At 72.7% G+C, this 20,706-nt stretch carries 20 protein-coding genes; 8 read left to right on the top strand and 12 right to left on the bottom strand.

Going from position 1 to position 20,706, the window contains the following annotated elements:
* Positions 1-2: 2 nt before the first annotated feature.
* Positions 3-464, top strand: coding sequence for a cupin domain-containing protein (locus SD460_RS22825; RefSeq protein WP_290061062.1), 462 nt, complete (start codon positions 3-5; stop codon positions 462-464).
* A gap of 264 nt (positions 465-728) precedes the next feature.
* Here the strand turns inward: SD460_RS22825 and SD460_RS22820 are convergent, their stop codons facing one another.
* The 3 genes from SD460_RS22820 to SD460_RS22810 all read right to left on the bottom strand — a co-directional run bounded on the left by SD460_RS22820 (position 729) and on the right by SD460_RS22810 (position 3,471).
* The gene (locus tag SD460_RS22820) at positions 729-1,604 is read right to left on the bottom strand and encodes a helix-turn-helix transcriptional regulator (RefSeq protein ID WP_290061061.1); all 876 of its coding nucleotides are present in this window, start codon (positions 1,602-1,604) and stop codon (positions 729-731) included.
* A gap of 51 nt (positions 1,605-1,655) precedes the next feature.
* Positions 1,656-2,459 carry an SDR family oxidoreductase gene (locus SD460_RS22815; protein ID WP_290061060.1) on the bottom strand — a complete coding sequence of 268 codons (804 nt, stop codon included), beginning with the start codon at positions 2,457-2,459 and terminating at the stop codon, positions 1,656-1,658.
* A 115-nt stretch (positions 2,460-2,574) separates the two neighbouring features.
* Positions 2,575-3,471 (bottom strand): phosphotransferase family protein, encoded by an 897-nt coding sequence (locus SD460_RS22810; RefSeq protein ID WP_290061059.1) that lies wholly within the window; start codon positions 3,469-3,471, stop codon positions 2,575-2,577.
* A gap of 147 nt (positions 3,472-3,618) precedes the next feature.
* Here SD460_RS22810 and SD460_RS22805 point away from each other — a divergent pair, with 147 nt between their 5' ends.
* The 3 genes from SD460_RS22805 to SD460_RS22795 are packed head-to-tail and all read left to right on the top strand — an operon-like array spanning position 3,619 to position 7,227.
* Entirely contained in the window at positions 3,619-5,688 is a 2,070-nt protein-coding gene (locus SD460_RS22805) for a phage tail tip lysozyme (RefSeq protein ID WP_290061058.1), read from the top strand.
* Between the two features lie 41 nt (positions 5,689-5,729).
* Positions 5,730-5,990: a hypothetical protein gene (locus SD460_RS22800; protein ID WP_290061057.1), complete on the top strand. Its 261-nt coding sequence runs from the start codon at positions 5,730-5,732 to the stop codon at positions 5,988-5,990.
* Between the two features lie 28 nt (positions 5,991-6,018).
* A complete protein-coding gene (locus SD460_RS22795; RefSeq protein WP_318306709.1) occupies positions 6,019-7,227 on the top strand; it encodes a sigma 54-interacting transcriptional regulator in 1,209 nt (402 codons plus the stop codon).
* On the opposite strand, the gene SD460_RS22790 is transcribed toward SD460_RS22795, so the two are convergent.
* From SD460_RS22790 to SD460_RS22770, 5 genes are all read right to left on the bottom strand, one after another.
* Positions 7,136-7,972, bottom strand: a complete 837-nt coding sequence (locus tag SD460_RS22790; protein ID WP_290062026.1) for an amidohydrolase family protein — start codon at positions 7,970-7,972, stop codon at positions 7,136-7,138. The genes SD460_RS22795 and SD460_RS22790 overlap by 92 nt on opposite strands.
* On the bottom strand, positions 7,956-9,743 hold the full coding sequence (locus SD460_RS22785; RefSeq protein WP_290062025.1) for a hypothetical protein: 1,788 nt from the start codon (positions 9,741-9,743) through the stop codon (positions 7,956-7,958). Before SD460_RS22785 ends, SD460_RS22790 begins: the two co-directional genes overlap by 17 nt.
* Positions 9,730-11,076 (bottom strand): hypothetical protein, encoded by a 1,347-nt coding sequence (locus tag SD460_RS22780; protein ID WP_290062024.1) that lies wholly within the window; start codon positions 11,074-11,076, stop codon positions 9,730-9,732. Before SD460_RS22780 ends, SD460_RS22785 begins: the two co-directional genes overlap by 14 nt.
* 7 nt (positions 11,077-11,083) lie before the next feature.
* Positions 11,084-12,793 carry a hypothetical protein gene (locus SD460_RS22775; protein WP_290062023.1) on the bottom strand — a complete coding sequence of 570 codons (1,710 nt, stop codon included), beginning with the start codon at positions 12,791-12,793 and terminating at the stop codon, positions 11,084-11,086.
* A gap of 139 nt (positions 12,794-12,932) precedes the next feature.
* Entirely contained in the window at positions 12,933-14,198 is a 1,266-nt protein-coding gene (locus SD460_RS22770; protein WP_290062022.1) for an RNA polymerase factor sigma-54, read from the bottom strand.
* Between the two features lie 165 nt (positions 14,199-14,363).
* Here SD460_RS22770 and SD460_RS22765 point away from each other — a divergent pair, with 165 nt between their 5' ends.
* Positions 14,364-14,858, top strand: coding sequence for an SRPBCC family protein (locus tag SD460_RS22765; RefSeq protein WP_290062020.1), 495 nt, complete (start codon positions 14,364-14,366; stop codon positions 14,856-14,858).
* Here the strand turns inward: SD460_RS22765 and SD460_RS22760 are convergent.
* Genes SD460_RS22760 through SD460_RS22745 form a run of 4 tightly spaced genes read right to left on the bottom strand, consistent with a single transcriptional unit; the run spans position 14,855 to position 17,406 of the window.
* Positions 14,855-15,364, bottom strand: a complete 510-nt coding sequence (locus tag SD460_RS22760) for a 2'-5' RNA ligase family protein (protein ID WP_318306708.1) — start codon at positions 15,362-15,364, stop codon at positions 14,855-14,857. The genes SD460_RS22765 and SD460_RS22760 overlap by 4 nt on opposite strands.
* A gap of 27 nt (positions 15,365-15,391) precedes the next feature.
* Positions 15,392-15,823 (bottom strand): VOC family protein, encoded by a 432-nt coding sequence (locus SD460_RS22755; protein ID WP_318306707.1) that lies wholly within the window; start codon positions 15,821-15,823, stop codon positions 15,392-15,394.
* Positions 15,816-16,529, bottom strand: coding sequence for an SDR family oxidoreductase (locus tag SD460_RS22750; protein ID WP_290061947.1), 714 nt, complete (start codon positions 16,527-16,529; stop codon positions 15,816-15,818). Before SD460_RS22750 ends, SD460_RS22755 begins: the two co-directional genes overlap by 8 nt.
* 1 nt (position 16,530) lies before the next feature.
* On the bottom strand, positions 16,531-17,406 hold the full coding sequence (locus SD460_RS22745) for a DUF427 domain-containing protein (RefSeq protein ID WP_290061946.1): 876 nt from the start codon (positions 17,404-17,406) through the stop codon (positions 16,531-16,533).
* Positions 17,407-17,474: 68 nt separating this feature from the next.
* On the opposite strand from SD460_RS22745, the gene SD460_RS22740 reads away from it, so the two are divergent.
* The 3 genes from SD460_RS22740 (at position 17,475) to SD460_RS22730 (ending at position 20,672) form a co-directional block, all read left to right on the top strand.
* A complete protein-coding gene (locus SD460_RS22740) occupies positions 17,475-17,999 on the top strand; it encodes a CGNR zinc finger domain-containing protein (RefSeq protein ID WP_290061944.1) in 525 nt (174 codons plus the stop codon).
* An 11-nt stretch (positions 18,000-18,010) separates the two neighbouring features.
* A complete protein-coding gene (locus SD460_RS22735; protein ID WP_290061942.1) occupies positions 18,011-19,675 on the top strand; it encodes an MOSC and FAD-binding oxidoreductase domain-containing protein in 1,665 nt (554 codons plus the stop codon).
* Positions 19,676-19,841: 166 nt separating this feature from the next.
* Positions 19,842-20,672: a class I SAM-dependent methyltransferase gene (locus SD460_RS22730; protein WP_290061940.1), complete on the top strand. Its 831-nt coding sequence runs from the start codon at positions 19,842-19,844 to the stop codon at positions 20,670-20,672.
* The last annotated feature ends 34 nt before the right edge of the window (positions 20,673-20,706 follow it).

Below are 20,706 nucleotides of genomic sequence, written 5' to 3'. Positions count from 1 at the left end.
TCGTGGCAAAGGTGAACATCGTCCGCCCCGGTGAGGGCGAGATCCTCGGCAGCGGGGCCCAGCGGATCCGCATCCTGGAGAACGGCGAGCACACCGACCACCGGCTGGGGTTCGCCGAGGTCACCATTCCGCCCGGCACCCCGAGCCCGTTGCAGCACCGCCACGCCCAGCACGACGAGGGCTTCTACGTGCTGGCGGGAACGTTCCGGTTCACCGTCGGCGAGGACCACTACGACGCCGGGCCGGGCACTTGGGTCATCGTGCCGACCGGGGCGCCGCACACGTTCGCCAACGTCGGCACCGAGAACGCGGTCATGCTGAACACCTTCACGCCCGACCTGTACGTGCAGTACTTCCGCGACTTCAAGGCCATGATCGATTCCGGGCAGCCGGTGAACGCCGAGACCATGACACCGCTTTGGAAGAAGTACGCCACCGAGATCTCGGACGAATACGCCTCGTGATGCGGCTCGCGCCGACGAGCTGATCGCGGCTCTTGGCCATGAACATCCCCTAGCGGAGCACCGCCGGCGACTCCTGGCGGCTGCTGCCCGGCGACTGGAAGCTGTGCCACCAGACCGTCGAGTGCGACCACCACTGCGACAAGGCGTGGGTCGCGCAGGTGGAGTGGAGCGCGGAGGCCGAGTACCCGGGCACGACCCGGGCGTGCGACCAGAACTGGCTGATCCACGACCTGCAACGGCACAGCGGCCGCCGTCGTGAGGGCGTCAGCTCCGGCCCTCGAGCACGTGGCCGGCCGCCCACGACGCCAGCAGGGCCAGGCCGTCCGCCGTGGCCGTGCCGGCGGGTGCCGTGTAGACGTTGAGGAGCAGGCCGGGGTCGGCGGGCAGCTCCATCGACTCGACGTCCAGGTCGAGCCGGCCCACCACCGGGTGGTGCAGGCGCTTGTGTCCGGAGCGGTGGAGCCGGACGTCCTGAGCCGCCCACCGCTGCCGGAACAGGTCGCTGCGCGTCGACAACTCGCCGACCAGGGCGATCAGCTGCTCGTCGTGCGGATTGCGACCGGCTTCCATCCGTAGTTTCGCGGCCACGTCGCCGGCGATCCGGTCGTAGTCGACGAAGAACGCTTCCGCCGCCTCGGGTTCCAGGTACACGAACCGCGCGGTGTTCGCCGGCCGTCGCGGGTCGGCCAGCACCGGGGCATACAGCGCGCGGGCGAGGTGGTTCACGGCCAGCACGTCGTACCGGCCGTTGCAGATCCACGCCGGCGCATCGGTGACGGCGTCGAGCACCCGCTGAAGCGCCGGACGCACCGTCGTGGCGGGTCGGCGGCGGCGTGGACCGCCGGGCGCCCGGGACTGCCGCGCGAGGTGGAACAGGTGATCGCGCTCGGCTTCGTCGAGGTGCAAGGCGGCGGCCACCGCGTCGAGCACCCCGTCGGAGGCGCCGCCGAGGCTGCCGCGCTCCATCCGCACGTAGTAGTCGACCGACACCCCGGCCAGGAGAGCCACCTCTTCGCGACGCAGCCCTTTGACCCGGCGGTTGCCGCCGTAAGCGGGCAGCCCGGCGCGCTCGGGCGCGATCCGCGCGCGGCGCGAGCGCAGGAACTCCTTGATCTCGGTGCGCAGATCGATCTTGGTCACCCCTTCACCCTAGATCCGGCCCACCGGCGGAGGGAGGTACTGCCGGTACCCCTAGGTACCCGTCGCGGTCGTGGCGATGCCGCCGTCGACCGGGATGACGGTGCCCGTGAGGTAGGCCCCGGCCCGGCTGGCGAGGAATACGGCGACGCCCGCCATGTCGTCGTCGCGGCCGAGCCGGCGCAGCGGGGCCTTCGCCGCGATCGTGTCGCCGACGGCCTCGAGCGTGGCCGCCATCATGTGTGAGGGGAACGGCCCGGGGGCCACGGCGTTCACCGTGATGTGCTGCGGGCCCAGTTCACGGGCCAGGACCCTGGTGAGCTGGTGGAGTGCCGCTTTGCTGCCGGCGTAGGAGTAGTTGGGCGACTCGGCGACGTGGATGGCGGCGATGCTGCCGATGTTGACGATCCGCGCGGGATCCTCGGCCGTGCCCGCCCGGCGAAGCGCGGGCAGCAGCGCCTGCACCAGCCAGAACGGCGCCTTGAGGTTGAGGTCGAGCACCGTGTCCCACGCCTCGTCCGGAAACGTCTCCAGCGGCTCGCGCCACATCGCTCCCGCGTTGTTGACGAGGATGTCCAGGCGTTCCGAGTTGTCCTCGACGAGATCGGCGAGGCGCCGGCACTCGTCGTGCTTCGACAGGTCGGCGGGAATTGCCCGGACGTCGCCGAATCCGGCCAGCAGCCGCTGTGCCTCCGCGCAGGTGTCCGCGTTGCGCGAGCTGATGACGACGCGGGCGCCCGCCTGCAGCAGGCCGCGCGCGATCATCATCCCGATGCCCTGGGTGCCGCCGGTGACCAGGGCGTATTTCCCCTTCAGATCGAAAAGGCCTGCGTGAGTGGTGAACTGGCGGTCCGCCATGTGGTCTTCGTCCCTTCGGCTGTTCGGGGCGCGTGGAGCCCTCTGAAAGCAGGCTGGCAGGCGTCCGGGACGGCTGGGAGTCACTGGTGAGACAGGTACTGGGAGGGCCACCCGGTCATCCGGCCCGGCGGAGGCGCTCGCGTGCCTCGTTCTCCGACAACGCGGTGATCGGCTTCCCGGCCGCGTGCTGGAACTTGGCGTCGTAGGCCCTCGTCCACACGCCCGCTGCCCAGGCGCGCCGGAGTTCCTCGGTACTCAGGGCCCGGCCACGCGCTTCGCCGTACGCACCGAGGAATCGCCGCGTTTCCCCGACCGTGGCCAGCTTCTCCTCGGCAACGGTCGAGTAAAGCGCGGCCGCGAAGCCGACCAAGACGTCTTCGCCGTCCACCGTCAGGCTGTCCCAGTCGTGCACCACCAGCAGCGCGTCTTCGCTCCAGCGCAGGTTGCCGGCGAGCCAGTCGCTGTGGCCGACCACCGCACGGGAGCCACCGACGCGCAACCGGTCGCGGGCACGGCGCCCCACCTCGTCGATCCACTCCGCGCCCGGTACGGCGTCGAGGTCGACATCGGATTCCTCCGAGCGCGGCCACAGGCCGTTCCCGGGCTGGTTCCAGTCCGCCCACGACGGTGGTGGGGCGAGGGCGGGTACCTCGGCGGGGCCGGGGGCCAGCCGGATCAGCCGCGCGAACGCCTCGGCGAAGGCGGCGGGCGCGTGGTCCGCGCGCGGCAGCACATCGCCGCCCGGGACGTAGACCTCCGCGGTGGCGATGTCGTCACCGAAGGGCGCCGCGCCGGTGAGCGGTTCCGGGCAGGGATAACCGGCTTGGAACAGGCGCCGCTGAACCTCGACGCACGCCGCCACCCGCGGCGCGGCCGGGCGCACCTTGACCACGACCTCGCGGCCGTCGGCCAGGCGGAGCCCGATGACGGTGGACAAGTGCCCGGAGCTGAACAACTCCTCCACCGGCGCGCTCCCCAGGTGTTCCAGGCACCAGCGGGCGACAAGTGACACCGAGGCATCCTGACAGACGAAGCCGTCGTCCGGTCGGTAACACTTCGGGCGGTTCGGCCGTTTCGTAGGCGTGGGGTGGAGCTCCGGTGCTGGCCCGCATCTTGCAGGCACAGGGGCCGACACCCGGGGCTTCGGAAAGGGTCGGCCATGACGGCATCTCCCGCGGCGGTGCTCGAACACCGCGCTCCGCACGACCGCACGCACGGCGGCCGGCTGGTCGTGGAACGGCTTCCGCAGCTGGTGCGCCATCGGGGTACCGGGCCGGACCTGGTGCTGCGGTGGGGGTCGATGCCGCGGGCCGCCACCGTCGACGTTGTCGTGCACCTGCACGGGTTCTCCGCACGTGGGGCCCGGATGACGCTGCCGGACGACAAGGAACGCCGCAGTGGACTCGATTTGTCGGATCCCGCGAACCCGGCGACGCGGGGCAGGCGCACGCCCACCCTGCTCGTCCTCCCCCGCGGGCACTTCCACGGCGGACGGCGCTACAGCTTCCCCGCCCTGACCGCGCCGGGCGCGCTCGCGCGGCTGGTGGATGACGCGCTGCGCCGGTTCTCCGCCGCGACCGGCGTGCACGCCACGCGCGGCAAGCTCATCCTCACCGCGCACTCCGGTGGCGGGTCGGCCCTGATGGCCATCCTGCGACACGCCGACCCGGACGAGGTGCACGCGTTCGACGCGCTGTACACCGATCCGGCGCCGCTGATCGCCTGGGCCCGGAAGCGGAAGGCCGCCGGGACGGGGGCGCTGCGGGTCCTGTTCCGGCCGGGTGAGGGGACCGCCGCCAACAGCCTGCGGGTCGCCGCCGCCCTCGCGCCGGGGAGCCGGACCTTCCGGGTGGAGCGGACGCGCGTCGCGCACGACGACATCCCGCGGATCTTCGGGTGGCGGCTGCTCGCAGATCCCGGGACGGACCTGCCCGAGGCCGGCGGGCACGGTGGGCCGGAGCACGAAGCGCCCTCGCCGGGCGGGCCGGCGCAGCCGCTGTGCGAAGCGATCGCCAAAGTGGCGCGCGAGCAGTTCCGGCGCTGGCGGCCGGGCCGTGGGGCCGCGCTGACCGAGACCGACGCGGCGGCCTCGGCGCTCCTGCGCGAGTACTACCGCGAGGGCGTCGGCGTCACGGTGTCCGACGCGCAACTGCGAAGCAAGGCCTACCAGGCCGGGCATCCGTGGAGCGCGGTGTTCGTCTCGTACGTGATGCGCCGGGCGGGGGCCGGGCCCGCGTTCCGCTATTCGGCGGCGCACCAGTCCTACATCCGGGCGGCGCGGGCCAACCGGCTGCGCGGGGACACCGCGAACCCGTTCTGGGCGTTCCGGGCCACCGAGGCCGTGCCGCGGGTCGGCGATCTGGTGTGCGCGGCGCGGCAGGACAGCGGCGCCACCTACGACAACATCGGGGACGCGCGCTACCGGGCCACGCACTGCGACGTCGTGACCGACGTGCGGCCGGGCCGGATCCGCGTGATCGGCGGCAATGTCGGCCAAACGGTCGGCCAGACGGTCGGCGAGAAGTCGCTGCGCACCCGCCCGGACGGCAAGCTCGACCTGACCGGCCCGCAAAGCCGGTTCTTCGCGGTCATCACCTGCCGCCGCGACGGGCGGCACCTGCCGCCGGCGGCGAGCACCGTCCCCACCGGCCAGGACGCCCGGATCCGGCGGGTGATGGACCTGCTGGTGAACACCTACCACTACCCGGTCAACGGTGCGGCCGGCGTGGTCGGCAACCTGATCGCCGAGTCGGGGGTGCAGCCGGACCGGATCGAAGGCAGCCGGGAAGACACCCCGATGCGGTCGGCCGACTTCACCGGCCGGGTACGGGACTTCACCCCGGACGAGGTGCGGGACCGGAGCACGACCGCGCGCACCGGGCCGCGCCTGCCCGGCATCGGCCTCGCGCAGTGGACGAGCGCGAACCGCCGGGCGGGGCTGTTCCGGCACGGTTTCCGGGGCCGGGTACCAGGCTCGGCCATTCTGTCCGATTTGGACGCTCAGGTGGACTACCTGGTCACCGAGCTGCGCGGGGACTACGCCGCCGTCGACGCGGTGCTGCGCTCCCCAGGGGTGACCGCCGACCAGGCGGCCGACGTCGTGGTGCTGAAGTTCGAACGACCGGCCGCGGTGCTGGACCGGCCGGTGGGCGACCCGGGTGTCCAGGAGGTGCTCGCCCGCCGCCGGGCGCACGCCGCGCGGGCGCTCGCGCTCCACCGGTCTCGATGAAGGGACGTGCTGTGCAAGATTATTGGTTCGAAATAGTCACCGTGAACGACGACGGCTTCGGCTGGGTGTTCATCGCGGATCGCAAGGGCGAGCAGCGGGAACTGGCCAAGTCGAGCCGGCTCTACCCGTCCGCTAAGAAGGCCAGGCGCGCGATCAAGAGAGTGCAGGACGCCGTTCCGGGAGCCGGGATCGGCCGTCCGTTCACCGTGCCCGAGTCCACGTTCGCGTTCGTTCCCGGCGTGACGCCGCTGACCACCCGTGAGGCGCCCGAACCGGCGGGGCGCGACGGGAAGGCGCGGTGACCCCCGTGCGGCCCCGGCCCTGACCGCCGTGGCCGGATCGGCAGCGACGGCGGCGGTCGACGCCTGGCTCGACGTCGTCGGGACACCCGGCGGCGTGGTCGAGTCGTTCGTCCGCGCCCTCGGTGAGCTGGACGTTTCGCTGCGCCGAGGCGACGACGGACCGCGCCACGGCGTGCTCGCCTTCGACTCCCCCGGCCCGGCGGTCGCCGACCGGCTCCGCGCCGTGTCGCGGGACCGGCCGGGCCGGGTGCTCGCGGTGTCGACGGCCGGGCGCGCGCTCGGCGCGGACAGCTGGGCGCTGCTGCGCGCCGGTGCGTCGGACGCGTGCAGCTGGCGCGATGGCGACGCCGCCGCGGCCCGGCACGTCGCCGAACGGCTGCGCCGGTGGCAGGCCATCGACGACCTGCTGGCGTGCCGACACGTCCAGGACTTCCTGGTCGGCGACAGCCCGGTCTGGCAGGCGACGCTCCGCGACGCCGTCGAGGTCGCCCGGTTCACCGGTGCCTCGGTGCTGATCACCGGCGAGAGCGGCACCGGCAAGGAACGGGTCGCGCAGCTGATCCACGAGCTGGATCCGCGGCGGGGCAAGAAGAAGCTCGTCGTGCTGGACTGCAGCACGGTCGTCCCGTCGTTGTCCGGCAGCGAGTTCTTCGGCCACGAGAAGGGCGCGTTCACCGGGGCGGCGGCGGCGCGGGCGGGCGCGTTCGAGCTGGCCGACGGCGGCACCCTGTTCCTCGACGAAGTGGGCGAGCTGCCGGCGCCGCTGCAGGCCGAGCTGCTGCGGGTGATCCAGGAAGGCACGTTCAAGCGGGTCGGCAGCAACCTGTGGCGCAAGAGCTCGTTCCGGCTCGTCTGCGCCACCAACCGGGACCTGATCTCGGCCCGCGCGGACGGGTCCTTCCGCGACGACTTCTACTACCGGATCGCGGAGTGCACGCTGCACCTGCCCAGCCTGCGCGAGCGCACCGGGGACATCATCCCGCTGGCCCGGCACTTCTTCCGCCAGGCCAGCCCGGAGGACGAGCCGCCCGAGCTGGAGGACGCGGTCCGCGACCTGCTCGTCGGGCGGTCCTACCCGGGCAACGTCCGGGACCTGCGCAGCCTCGTGCTGCGGATCGGGCACCGCCACCTCGGCAACGGCGTCGTCACGGTGGGAGACGTGCCGGACCACGAGTGGCCGGCACCGGACTCCGCGCCCCCGGCCGGGTGCACGAGCTGCGGCGCGCCGCGCGCGTGAGGCGGAGGAAGTTCCCACCCAGCACCAGGGATTCCGCCGACGGCGGCAGCCGCAGCAGCCGGATCTTCGCCAGTTCCAGCCCGGGGTGCAGCCACGGCCCATCCGACCCGAACAGGACCTTTTCCGGGCCGGCCAGCGCGATCGCGCGCTCCAGCAGGTCGAACCGGCGCACCCCGGACGTGTCGGTGTAGACGTTGGGGTGTTCGGCGAGCAGGCCGGTGAACGCGAGCTGGGCACTCCAGTCGTCGGCGAAGCTGCCCAGGTGCGGGATGACGAAGTCGACGCCCGGGAACTCGGTCGCAAGCAGCTCGGCCGCGGCGGTCTCGCCGACGACGTCGTACAGCACGGGCAGCCGGAACTCCGCCGCGACCTCGCAGATCTCCCGGCTGATCCGGGCGTCGTGGCGGTGCACCTTGATGCCGCAGAAGCCGAAACCGGTCACCACGCGGTGCACGAGCGACCGGACCCGGCCGCGGTCGCGCTCGGCGTGCACGAACGCGAACCCGAAGAACCGGCCGGGCCGCCCGGCGACGATCCGGCCGACGGCCTCGTTGGCGGTGGCGTAGTCGGAGTGGAACGCGGCGAACAGCACCGAGGCCCCGATCCCGGCCTCGTCGCAGCGCCGCAGGTAGCGGGACAGCGGCGCCGAGGTGTCCCACGGCCCGCTGAACCCGTCGCCGGGACCCGCGTGGCAGTGCGCGTCGATGACCCGCGCCGGCCCGCCCGGGTCAGGAGCGGTAGGCACCGTGGCGCTCGCGCACCGGCGCCGCCGAGGCGTCGCGCCGCGTCAGGTCCACGCCGCTGACCGCGCGGTAGGCGTAGATGTAGCCCTTCACCTCGGCGCGGAAGTACCGGGCCCACTGCGCCGCGTTTTCGGGGTTGATCACCACGCTCCACGCGGCGAACCGGATGCTGAGCAGCAGCTGCTCGCCGAACACCGCGAGGTCCCGGAAGTGCTGCACCGACACGTCCGTCCAGTGCTGCAGCCGGTTCATCGCTTCGACCCGGTCCATCCAGGTCTCCTGGTAGGCCACCATGGTCCGGGTGGCCAGGAAGTCCTTCAGCTCCGGGCGGGCCAGGATCCATTCGGCCATCAGCATTTCGTGGCGCGCGGTCCACGGCAGGTCGCCGTACTGGTTGTGCGCGCCCTGGGTGAGCAGCAGGTGGGTCTCCTTCAACGCGTTCAGCATCCCGAACCCGTCGGCGATGACCGTGGTGTCGTCGTCGCAGCGGTAGAACACCTCGCACAGCGACAGGAGGTTGTGGAACGCGTCGAGGAACCGCGACCGGCTGTCCACGCCTCGCACCGGCGGGCCCTGCCGGGTCGAGAGCTCCAGCCCGTAGGCGTGGTCGTATTCGTAGGCGCGGCGGGACATCGTGAGCCGGTGCTGCTCGTCCTGGATCCAGCCCCAGACGAGGTTGTTGAGCGGGCGCAGCGGATCGATGTCCATGGTGGCCAGCGGGTCCCGCCGCGGCGAGCCGGCCGCGCGGTTCTGGAACCGCCAGCTGATCGCCTTCAGCGCCTGCAGCGGGCCCGCTTCGTCCGTCCAGAACGACCAGATGAGCTCCAGGAAGCACGGGTGGACGAGCTTGTCGGCCAGTATCCCGAAGCACGCCTCCGCATCCTCGTCGTCGTTCGCCTTCCCCGTCACGGCCACGTCCCGCAGCTGCAGCCGGATCAGCCCGAGGTAAGGCAGGACGTCGAGGGTGCCCCCGCCGTTGCCGCGGTCGACCTGGACGAGGTAGTCGCGGAACTCCCGCTCGATGTCGGTCTTGCTGACCGGCCGGTTGAGCCGCCGGGACTCTTCTGCGACGTCGACCCCGTCGAACACCCGGCGGTCGACCCCGCAGTTCACCATGAGGAAGACCTCGGTCGCGGCCTTCAGCAGGCGGTAGCGGTTGACGTTGGGGAACGGCAGTGCGGTCCGGCGGTCGACCTTGGCCAGCTTGTGCCGCTCGCGCTTGCTCGGCTGCCCCGGCAGGTCACCGCACATCACCTGGTCGACGAACCGGCTGAAGTTCTCGAAGCCGATCGCGTTGGTGCTGTTGCGGATCGCCACCCACAGGGACTGGTCTTCGGTGGGCGGGACCTGGGCGCGCTTGAGGGTCACGGCCACGTCGTCGCCGGCCGCGAACGGGCGCGGCAGCACTTCGATGGGCCCGGCTTCACCGGAAAGCTCGCGGGCCACGCCTTCACCGGGGCTGTCGTCGATGACGACGAGCCGGAGACCGACTGTCCACGAGCCGACGGCCAGCGGAGCGGTGTCGAGCGTGGCTCGCAACACGCGGTTCGTCTTCTCAAGGAGGGTCACCCGATCGCTGACCTGCGTCGCGCCGAGCAGCGCGATCTGAGTGTCCTGCTCGGTCAAGCGCACCGGGCCGGTGATCGTCCAGAAGACCCGGTAGGTGCTGGTTCCCTTCGGCAGTGTGGTTTCGAGCAGCACGATGCCGCCCGCGGTCGTTCGGCGCGGCTTCGCGGTCAGGTCGAGATCGTGGACGGGCTCAGGATTCGGCACGGTGTTCCTCCAAGTGCGGTGCGCTGACTGACGGGGGTGCCGGGAGCAGTGGCTGCCCGGCGAACAGACGGCTGGTGGCGCGGGCCGTCTCGAGCGTGCTGGTGACGGCCCACCGGCCGATGAGGCGGCGCAGCGTCGCGCTCTCCCGTTCCGGGGAGAGGAGCCCGTCCGCCCGCGCCTGGCCGAGCACGGCGAAGGCGAGCATCGGCGGCGCGGCCGCCATCCGGTCCGGGTCCGCCTGCCACGACCAGAAGCGCCGCAGCAGGGCCGGGCGCGTCCGGTCCGGGCCGGTGAGGACGTCGCCGAGCGCCCGGCCCCGCAGCTGTGGCGGGCGGTGCCCGGCAACGAACCCGACGAGTTCCGGGATGTCCGCGCGCAGCGCGGCGAGGGTGTCGGCGAGCTCGGGCCGCAGCCCGGTCAGCGGGTACATGGACCGCCAGGTCGCGGCCAGCCCGGCCCACTGCGGATCCGGGTAGAAGCGGTCGCCGACGGCGCAGCTGAGCAGCACCCGCAGCCACGGGACCGGGTGCGGGTCGTCGTCGGGCGGCTTGAACACGAACCCCCGGGGCAGGCTGACCAGGCCGATCAGGCCGAGCGTCGAGCCGATCCCGACCTTCGCGACCGCCCAGACGTCGGCGACGATCTCGCTGAGCCACGTCCGCCACAGCTCGCGCGCGTGGTCGCCGGCCCGCCAGCGGGTCTCGTCGAGCCGGGCCCGCAACGACTCGACGAGCCCGAGCAGCGCCGCGCCCTGGTGCCCGGCCTCGTGGCCGAGGGTCGAGGCGACCCCGAACCCGATCCGTTCACGCGGGATGCGCAGCAGCGCGACCGGGTTGTCGCCGCCGCCGGGGAGCCGGGTGCGGGCCCGGCGGATCGAGCCGCCGATCCCGCGGTGGAACGAGCAGACGACGGGCGGCCCCTCGATGGGCGTGCCGGGCAGCCGCAGCGCGTCCGCGGCGGCCAGGTCGAGCCCGGAGAGCAGCACGCCGTTGTCGTGCTCGCTGCGCTGGGTGATCACCTCGGAGAACAGGTCGAACTGGGTCAGCGCGTTCTGGAAAGCCAGGCGCAGCACCCAGAACCGGCGCTGCTGCTCGGCGGCGGGCGCGGCCGAACCGTGGCCGCGCAGCCACCGCAGGAACTCCTCCGCCCGGCGGCGGACCGCGCGCCTGCCCGCGATCAGGTACTGCTCGATCCCCGACAGCGCGGCGGGCGACAGCGCCGCCGCCGCGACGCAGGTTTCCTGGAGCACGAACGGTTCGACCGCCGCGAGCCGGGTCAGCAGCGCGCGGGTCTCCTGCTCGAGCAGCCAGGTGGCGGACACGGGAGCGGCCATGGTCGCCTCACAGACCGCCGTCGCGGGACCGGCCCCGCCCGTTGGCGCTGTAGGCGTACTCGCCCGACGCCGGAGCGGCGTCACCGGCCGGTGGCGCGGGCTCCGCGGCGGGCTCGGGAGCGTCGACCGGCACGGCGACCCACTTGAAGCCGGGCTGCGGCGGGCCGGGCGGCTGCGACGGCGCGGGCTCGGGTTCCGGGCCGGTTTGATACGGGTACCCGTACCCGTAGTGGCCGTAGTGGGGGCGGTAGCCGAAGCCGTGGTAGCCGTAGTGCCGCCGGTACGAGCTGCTGCCGTAGCGGCGCCGGAAGCTGCGGTAGCGGCGGCCGTAGAACCGCCGGGCCATCGGGGAGAGCCGCCGGAGCCCGCGGCGGTACAGCGACGGCGCGAACCGGCGTGAGGCCCGGAACAGGCTGAGCTCGCCGACCAGCCGCGGCGAGCCGCCGGACGGCGCGGAGGCCACGTCCTGAGCCGCCGCCGACGCCAGCCGGACGATCCGGCGGGCCGTTTCGAACTCTTCCTGCTCCTGCGTCAAGGAGGCTTCGCCCTCGAACAGCGAGCCGGCCGCGGTGCCGAGCGCCGAGCCGACCTGCGTGCCGATGCCTGGTGCGATCGCGGTGCCGATGGCCCCGCCGAGCGCGGGCAGTGCCGACTTGGCCAGCGGCTTGACCGCGGCGATCAGCGCGCGGCCCTGCGGGGAGTTCGCCGCGCCGCGCACGCCCTGCACGACCTTGCCGACGGTGTTCACCAGCCCGCCGAGGAAGTGGTCCAGCTCCTGCTCGTTCGAGACCTCCATCAGGTGCCCGGCGAACTCGGCTTCCTGGGCGGGTGACAGCGCCAGCTCGTCGTGCTCGGCTTCCTGGCCGAGGACGCGCTTGAGGATCTTGCCGAGGAACTCGTCCTCCGCCTCGCCTTCGCCTTCCCCCTCGGCTTCGGCTTCGGCTTCGCCGTAGCCCGACTCGTACTGGCCTTCCGCTTCGCCTTCCTTCATCAGGCCGCCCAGCAGGCCGCCGAGCACCTTGCCGGCGAGCGGGATGAGCGGCAGGAACCGCTCCTCCTCCGCCTCTTCGGATTCCTGGTGCCCGCCGTACTCGCCGTGCCCGTACTGACCCTGGCCGTACTCGCCTTGGCCCGCCTGTTCGTACTCGCCGTAGCCGTGCTCGGCCTCGTACGGGGCCTCGCCCTGGCCGCCGTACTCGTCGTCGTCGGCCCAGCGGCCGCGCCGCCCGCGCCGTCCGTACTCGGCCTCTCCGTACTCCGCCGTCGGGGATTCTGTTTCGAACATGCGGGATTCCTTTCCTGGTCGTGGCGCGAGCCCGGGCACGAACTCGCGCGCCGCCGCTTCGACCGCCGCCGCGACACCGTCCGGCGTGCGCGCCGCCCGGCCGGCCGCCGCCTCGGCGAACCGGACGAACCGGTGGGCGAGCTCGTGGTCGCGGTCTTCGGCGCTCATGCCTTCGAGCGCCAGGCCGTACACGTGGGGTGCGACCGCCCGGCGGGCCCCGACCAGCGCACTCAGCGTCGGCACGGTCCGCAGGGCGGTGGTGGTGAGCACGCCGGTGAGCGCGCGGGCCGCATCGCGGGAGAGCCGCCCGCCGCTCGCGCCGGTGACGAGCTCGCTGACGAACTCCGCGAGCCCATCCCGGCTGGTCACGTCGAGCAGCCGGGATGCGGCTTCGAGGTCCCGGATGCCGGCCTCCCACGGGGTTCGGTGCACGTCTCCCGACGTTGCAAGAACCGGGCCAGCCCGGGTGGGGTCAGCGCTCGGCCGGCGTGCCCTGAAGGGGACGTTCCTGGCATCTGATGACAGCAAAGCGCCCTTCAGCGCATCAGATGCCCTGAACGTCCCCTTCAGGTCAGCGCAGCGCGGTGGAGGCGAACCCGAGCCGGGCGCGGTGCTTGGCCACCGTGCGGCGCGCGATCGGGTAGCCGGCCGCGCACAGCTGGTCGGCCAGGCGCTGGTCCGACACCGGGCCGTCCGCCGCGGCCAGCAGGCGGCGCAGTTCCTCGTCGACGCCGCCGGCGACGCCGAAGAACTTCGCCAGCGGCACGATCGTCCGGTCCGGCAGCAGCACGAACTTGTCGGCGACCGCGCGGCTCACCGTGGACTCGTGCAGGCCGAGCTCGGCGGCGGCCTCGGCACGGGTCAGCGGCCGCAGCGCGGCCGGGCCGTCGCGCAGGAAATCCTTCTGCCGCTCGACGGCGAGTTCGACGACCCGCCGCAGTGTCTCCCAGCGGTCGCGCAGCAGCGCGAGGAACGACCGGGCCTGCGGCAGCTGCCCGCCGTCCCGCCGGATCCGCAAGCGGTTCATCGCCGGCTCGACCAGCGTCACCGCGAACTCGCCGGAGATTTCCCCGTGCGGCCGGACGAGCACGTCGGGCACCACATAACCGGCGCGGGGCGCGGCGTTGCCGTCGAACGCGGGGTACGGCCGCAGGCGCGCCTTGACGAACTCGAGCACGCGCCGGACTTCGTCACGGGACACCGACAACGCCGCGGCGATCGCCGCGAAGTGGCCTTTCGCCAGCGCGGGCAGGTGACCGGCGACGACCTCGCGCGCGAGGCGCACGGTCGCGTCGTCCGGATCGCAGTCCAGCGCGTCGAGCTGGCGCAGCAGGCACTCGGCGACCCCGCCGGCGCCGACGCCGGGCGGCCCGACCCGCCGGATCACTTCGGCCACCCGGGCCACCACCGCCTCCGGCGCGCCGAGCTCGGTGGCGACCTGCGCGCAGGACCGGTCGAGGAACCCGTGCTCGTCCAGGCTGCCGACCAGGTATTCGGCCACGGCCACCTCGGCGGCCCCGACCTCGGCCCGCACGGCCCGCAGCAGGGCGTGGGTGTCGGGTTCGGTGTCGACGGCCTCAGGCCGGGCAGCGACCGGGCCGGGACCGGGGCCGCAGCCGGGCGGCGCGCACACCGGGCACCGCGAACGCCAGCGGCCCGCGCAGACCGGGCATTCGCTCTCCAGCCGTTCGAGCGCGGTGTTGCCCAGCAGCTCGTCTTCGATCGCGGCTCGCATCGCGTCGTACGGGAGCATCAGCATCTCGCCGAACACCACAAGCGCCGGCGACACCTCCAGACCGGCCCGCGGCTCCATCCCGAGCTCGAGTGAAAACACCACCTCAACCTCCCCCACCAGGCGACTTGGGTGTCGTGCCTCCTCAGCAAGAATCGGGCCAGACCGGCCTTCCATATCCGCGACTGAAAAATTCGCGGCACGGTGTCGAACGGCGGCCCGCCCGTTCGTGGTGGGGGGGGGAGAGACCGCCGAGAAAGGAACCTGACCATGCCGGACCACGAGAACGTGCGCGCGACCCTGACCCTCACCGTGCCTGCCGAGCGGGTGTTCGCCGTGCTGGCGGATCCGGTGGCGCACGCCGCGATCGACGGCACCGGCTGGGTGCGCGAGCCGGTCGACCCGGCGCCGCTGACCGGGGTCGGGCAGCTGTTCCGGATGGACATGTTCCACGGCAGCCGTCCGGTCGGCGACTACCAAGTGGTCAATCGCGTCGAGGTGTTCGACGCACCGCGGGCCATCGGCTGGGTGACCGGCGGCTGGAAGGACGACGGCGAGCCGGAGTTCGGCGGCTGGGTCTGGCGCTACGACCTGACCCCGGTCGGCGAGTCGGCCACCGAGGTCACGCTGTCCTACGACTGGTCGGCCGTGCCGCAGTACATCCGCGACCGGGGCATCTCGTTCCCGCCGTTCGGCCCCGGCCACCTCGAGAACTCGCTGCGCCACCTGGCGGAACTCGCCGCCCTCGCGCCTCAGCGCGGCTAACGCGGCCCGGCCAGCGGCGCGGTGGCGAGGTGCTCCCACGGGCCGCCGACGTAGTGCCAGAGGTCGAGCCCGGTCGCGGTCGCCGTGCGGGGGCCGGGGTCGAGGCGCACCGCCGCCAGCGTCTCGGCGGCGACCTCCGGGGGCACCTTGTTCTGCACGGTCACGTGTGGCTTGAACGGCTGCGCGTCCTGCCGGGTGAGCCAGTCCGCCCAGCGCGCCCGCAGTTCGGCGTGCAGCCGCAGCAGGGGCGCGGCGGCGACGTCGAGCGCGACGCCCCGCCCGAGCGACCGGGCGCCGGTGACCGCCAGCTCGAACGGTCCGGCGGCGGCCGCCACCTCGGCGCTGTCGGCGAGCACCGCCGCCAGGTGCTCGCCCGGGAGCGCGTGGAACAGGGTGAGGTGCGCGTCGACGACCAGCCGCTCGGGCGGGAACCACCGGCGCCGCAGGGCGTTCCACGCCGATTGGGCGGATCCGTCGACGGCGAGGGTCACGACCAGCGGCGGCACGTGCCGAGCATAGGCGGCCCGCGCGGATCACCGCGCGGCGCGCTCCTGGACGATCCACGTGTTGCCGTCCGGGTCGGCGAAGTCGAAGAAACTCGCGTAGTCCCGGCGGTCCGGGTCGGCGCCCGGCGCGAAGTCACCCTGCCAGTCCGCGGACTTCTTGTGCCGCAGCGGCCCGACCGGGACCCCGCGGCCGGCCAGCCGCTCGCGCGCCGCCTCGATGTCGGGCACCACGAGGTAGCCGGCCCGGGCGGATCCCGGGGCCGCGTCGGTCAAGCCGACGCCGAACTGGATCGACGCCGCCGATCCGGGCGGGGTCACCTGGACCACGCGGAACCCGGCGTTCGGCCGGTAGTCGACGTCGAGGCCGAACCCGGCCCGAGCCGTGTAGAACTCCACCGCCCGATCGACGTCGGCGACGGGCAGGGTGAGCACTTCGAGGCGGAACTCCGGCTCAGACAAGGGGCTCACCGCCGTCCACGGCCAGCGAGACGCCGGTGAGGAAAGTGTTGCCCAGCGCGAAAACGACGGCTTCGGCGATCTCGTCGGCACGCCCGACGCGTCGCGCCGGACTCGTTGCCTCACGGGCGGCGAACAGTTCGGCTTTCTTCCGCTCGCCCAGCCCGTCGTAAGCGCCGGTGTCGACCGTGCCCGGCGAAACCGCGTTCACCCGGATCGGCGCCAGTTCCACCGCCAGCCCGCGGGTCAGCGCGTCCACCGCGGCGTTCGTCGCGCCGACAGCGAGCATCCCGGCGGCCGGTTTCCGCGCCGACGACCCCGAAAAGAACAGGAACGAACCGTCCGCGGGCAGGTGCGGCGCGAAGTGCTTGGCCAGCAGCAGCGGGCCGAGCACCTTCACGTCGAACGACTTGAGCACGACGTCGTGGCCGAGCTCGCCCACCGGGCCGCGCGCCCGGGCCGACGCCGTCGAGACGACGTGGTCGACGCGGCCGAGCCGGCCGGCCAGCGCGGCGACGGACGGTTCGTCGGTCAGGTCGACGGTCTCGGCCTCGACGTCCGGGTCGTCGTACGCGGCGGCCAGTGCCGGTTCGTCGCGCCCGGCCACCACGACCTGGGCCCCGGCCGCCCGCAGCGCCAGGGTCACCGCCCGGGCGATACCGCCGGCGCGGCCCACGACGAGCACCCGGCGACCGGTCAGTGAAGCCATGTCAGATCCCCTTCTCGGCGAACGCGCGCAGCTCGTCGGGGTCCAGGCCCCGGTCGACGCCGTGCGGGGTGACGGTCTGCCCCGGTTCGAGGGCCAGCTTGCGGCCGTCGAGGGTCACGTCGACGACGTCCGGCTCGAACGACACGAACCCCGACACGCGCGCGACCTCGGGCCACGCCTCCGGGTACGACCAGGCCGCGCGTTTGCCGTCGCCGATGTCGAAGTAGCCGGCCAGCCCCTTGTACGGGCAGAACGTCTCGCCGGCCACCGGCGTCAGCGCCGTGAGGTCGATGTCCTCCCGCGGCACGTACCAGCGCGGCGCGAAGCCCGACTCGTAGAGCACGACCGGGCGCCGGGTCTCCGCGACGACGCGGTCGCCGTCACGCACGACCAGGTGCCGCGAGGTCTGGCGGAGGTCGATGCGGTGGTACGGGTCCGCCGCGTGCCCGACGATCCGCTCGTCCTCCTCGAAGAAGGCGTCCATCGCCCGCCAGGCGAAGGCGACGCGGTCGCGCAGGGCGTCCGCGTGGCCGGGCAGCTCGCTGTGGCGCCAGGCCGCGCGCGGTGCTTCCGTGCCGGCCGCCCGGACCGTGTACCAGCCGGTGGCGCCGAGCTCGCGGTGTGTCGTCGTCCGGTTCTCCGCGACGAGGACGTCTTCGCGGACGTCGGCCAGCGGGAAGTACGCCACCGGGTAGCGGCCGGGCTCGTGCAGGAGGACGACGTCCTCGCTGTCGGCGATCCACTCCCCGCCGAACCGCACGCGCATCCGCCGCCGCAGCGGTTCGGCGAACAACAGCCGCTCGGGCAGTGGTTGTCCGACCAGGAAGTGCCCCACCGCCCGCGTGGCCAGCGGTCCTTGCTGCCAAGCCAGTCCCATGATTTCTAACCCTTCTAGAGGACTTTGACAGTTAGACATGCAAGCATCGGTCGTGTAACCTGTCAACCATGAGTTTGGCGGTTAGGGTGACCACGACGGACGAGACGCTGCTTCTCGACCTGCTGAACAGCACCCCGGTGCGTGACGGCCGGGCCGAAGACGACCTGGCGGACGCGGTGGCCGGCCGGGAGTGGCTGGCGGCCCACGGGCAGCCGGCCACCGGCGACGAGCACCGCGCGCTGCTCGAAGCGCGCTCGGCGCTGCAGGACATCGTGCGCGGCGACGGCTCCCCCGCGACGGCCGCGCGGTTCGTGGCGGAAGTCACCTACCGGGCGGCTTTCGGCGACGACGGCGTCGAATGGGTGCTCGACGTGCCGCCGGGCCGGTCCGCCGCCGCGCGGGCCGTGCTCGCCTGGGACGCGCTGACGAAGTCGAGCCCCGGCCGGCTGCGCCCGTGCGCCAACCCGGAGTGCCGGCTGTTCCTGATCGACCACAGCAAGCCCAACAGCGCCCGCTGGTGTTCGATGGCGGTCTGCGGCAACCGCATGAAGGCCCGGCGGCACTACCAGCGCTCGCGTACGGCCGCGGAGTGAAGGGGACGATGATGGCGCGTTTGGTGTCGCTCAACGTCGGGCTGCCGCGGGACGTGGCCTGGCAGGACCGGACCGTCCACACGGGAATCTTCAAGTACCCGGTCGAGGGACCACGGCTGGTCCGCCGCCTCAACGTGGACGGCGACGGCCAGGGCGACCTCGGCGGCCACGGCGGCGAGAACCGCGCGGTGCTCGTCTACCAGCGCGAGTCGTACGAGCACTGGCGGCGCTTCCTCGGCCGCGACGACCTCGAGGACGGCCAGTTCGGCGAGAACTTCACCGTCGAGGGCCTGCCCGACGACGAGGTGCACATCGGCGACCGGTACCGGATCGGCGAAGCGGAGTTCGAGGTGACCCAGCCGCGGGTGACGTGCTTCCGCGTCGGCATGCGCCTGGGCGAGCCGCGGATGCCGTCCCTGCTGGTGGCCCACCACCGCCCGGGGTTCTACCTGCGCGTCATCACCGAAGGCCACGTCCAGGCCGGCGACGAGATCGTCCGCACCCGCACCGGCCGCCACGAGCTGAGCGTCGCGGCCATCGACGCACTCCTGTACCTGCCGGACCGCGACCGGGACACGCTGCGCAAGGCCTTGGACATCCCGGCGCTCAGCCCAGGTTGGCAGGGCTCGTTCCGCGACCTCCTGACGGCGGCTCCTCCCTCCCCGGCCCCGCGGGGCTTCCGGCCGCTGCGCGTGACCCGTGTGGTGCCCGAGAGCACGACGGTGACGTCGATCCACCTGGCCGCCGACGAGCCGCTCCCCCGCCCCGAGCCGGGCCAGTACGTGACGCTGCGCGTCCCGGGCGCCGGCGACCCGGCGCCGGTCAGGAGCTATTCGCTGTCGGCGGCGCCGTCGGAGAGCGAATACCGCATCAGCGTCAAGCGCGACGGCGTCGTGAGCAGCTACCTCCAGACCCACTTGAGCCCGGGCGCGGTGCTGGAGGTGGCGGGCCCGCGCGGTGACTTCGTCCTGACGGAGGACGACCGCCCGGTGGTGCTGGTGTCGGCGGGCATCGGCGTGACGCCGGTGCTGGCAATGCTGCACGCTTTGGCCGCCCGCGATCCGGACCGCGAGGTGTGGTGGGTGCACACGAGCCGGACGACCGCGGAGCAGCCGTTCGCCGCGGAGGCGCATCGGCTTTTGGCGGGGCTTCCGCGCGGTCGTGAGCACGTTTTCCTCACGGCGGAGACCGGCCGGCTGACGGCGGCCGAGCTGTCCGCTTTGGACCTGCCGGCGGACGCGGCGGTGTACTTGTGCGGGCCGGACGCGTTCATGACGGCCATGCGGTCTGCCTTTCTGGCGTTGGGCTTCGATGGTTCTCGTGTCCACAGTGAACTGTTCGGCGGAGTGTCGGCGATCAACCCGGGCCTGGTGGGGGTTGTCCGGACTCCGCCGCACGCGCCGGCGGGCACGCCGGGAGCCGGGCCGTCGGTGACTTTCGCGCGCAGCGGGCTGACTGTGCCGTGGGGCGAGGGGTATCCCAACCTGCTGGAGTTCGCCGAGGCGTGCGATGTGCCGACGCGGTGGTCCTGCCGGACGGGGGTGTGCCACACGTGCGTGACTCCAGTGCTGTCGGGGACGGTTTCGTATGAGCCTGAACCGCTTGAGGTGCCGGCGGAGGGCGAGGCTCTTGTCTGCTGCGGGCGACCGCAGGGGGACGTCGTGCTGGATCTTTGAGGCTGCGTCGCGGAGATCGGGTCTCGGTCCACACCACAAGATTACGGACGTTCGATCACCTGTTCATCACTCGATCGGGCGTAACCGCCGCACTTCAGTGTCGAGTCAGCGGGGCGGGACACCATCGGATCCTGACGCCGGCCATCACTTCGAAGAGAGGCCTCCATTGGACACCGCCATCGACGACCGCACTCGTATGCAGAGCAACCAGCAGGGCTGGAACCGGCGGGCGCTCGCCCACCTCGACTCGACCTACTACGACCTCGATGCGTTCCGGGCCGGGAAGAGCAGCCTCCGCTCGCTGGAGCGGGGCGCGCTCGGGGACGTTTCCGGCAAGGACTTCCTGCACCTGCAGTGCCACATCGGGCTGAACGCGATCTCGTGGGCGCGGCTGGGCGCGAACGTCACGGCCGTGGACTTCGCCGACGAGGCCCTCAAGATCGGCCGGGAACTGGCCGACGGGCTGAACACCGAAATCAACTTCGTGCACGCCAACGTCTTCGACCTGCCCCAGGTGCTCGACGACTCCTTCGACATCGTCTACACCGACTACGGCGTGCTCCACCTCCTGCCGGACCTCAACGCGTGGGCCAAGGTCGTGGCGCACTTCCTCAAGCCCGGCGGGGTCTTCCACATCGCGGAGATCCACCCGATCCTCGCCGCGGTCGAAGAGGTCGACGGCGAGCTGCGGGTCCGCCCGGAACGGCTGCCGAGCGGGCCGCTGGAGGATGAGGTCTCCGCGACCTACGGCGACGGGTACGACGACGTCCAGCACATCGAGTCGTACAAGCAGTACAGCTGGCTGTGGACCATTCCCGAGATCATGGGCGCGCTGATCGGGGCGGGCCTGCAGGTCCGGACGTTCACCGAGGTGCCGGTCGACTGCCGGCAGCGCTTCAGCACCATGGTCCGCGACGAGCACGACGAGGGCTTCTGGCGCCTGCCCGGCGACCCGCTCCCCCTGTCGTGGACGCTGTCCGCGAGCAAGCCGGAGTAGCACGTGAACCGGCCCCGCCTGCACCCGGGCGGGG

Origin of the sequence: Amycolatopsis solani (genome assembly GCF_033441515.1) — a bacterium.
GTDB classification, from domain to species: Bacteria; Actinomycetota; Actinomycetes; order Mycobacteriales; family Pseudonocardiaceae; genus Amycolatopsis; species Amycolatopsis solani.
Note: the sequence above shows the minus strand (reverse complement) of the source record. Positions and strands in the feature narration are given on the sequence as shown.

Coding starts and splice junctions, on each gene's coding strand:
- SD460_RS22750 (WP_290061947.1), bottom strand. CDS start 16,529: ATGGCTTCACTGACCGGTCGCCGGGTGCTCGTCGTGGGCCGCGCCGGC.
- SD460_RS22740 (WP_290061944.1), top strand. CDS start 17,475: ATGAGTTTGGCGGTTAGGGTGACCACGACGGACGAGACGCTGCTTCTC.
- SD460_RS22765 (WP_290062020.1), top strand. CDS start 14,364: ATGCCGGACCACGAGAACGTGCGCGCGACCCTGACCCTCACCGTGCCT.
- SD460_RS22815 (WP_290061060.1), bottom strand. CDS start 2,459: ATGGCGGACCGCCAGTTCACCACTCACGCAGGCCTTTTCGATCTGAAG.
- SD460_RS22805 (WP_290061058.1), top strand. CDS start 3,619: ATGACGGCATCTCCCGCGGCGGTGCTCGAACACCGCGCTCCGCACGAC.
- SD460_RS22745 (WP_290061946.1), bottom strand. CDS start 17,406: ATGGGACTGGCTTGGCAGCAAGGACCGCTGGCCACGCGGGCGGTGGGG.
- SD460_RS22735 (WP_290061942.1), top strand. CDS start 18,011: ATGGCGCGTTTGGTGTCGCTCAACGTCGGGCTGCCGCGGGACGTGGCC.
- SD460_RS22780 (WP_290062024.1), bottom strand. CDS start 11,076: ATGGCCGCTCCCGTGTCCGCCACCTGGCTGCTCGAGCAGGAGACCCGC.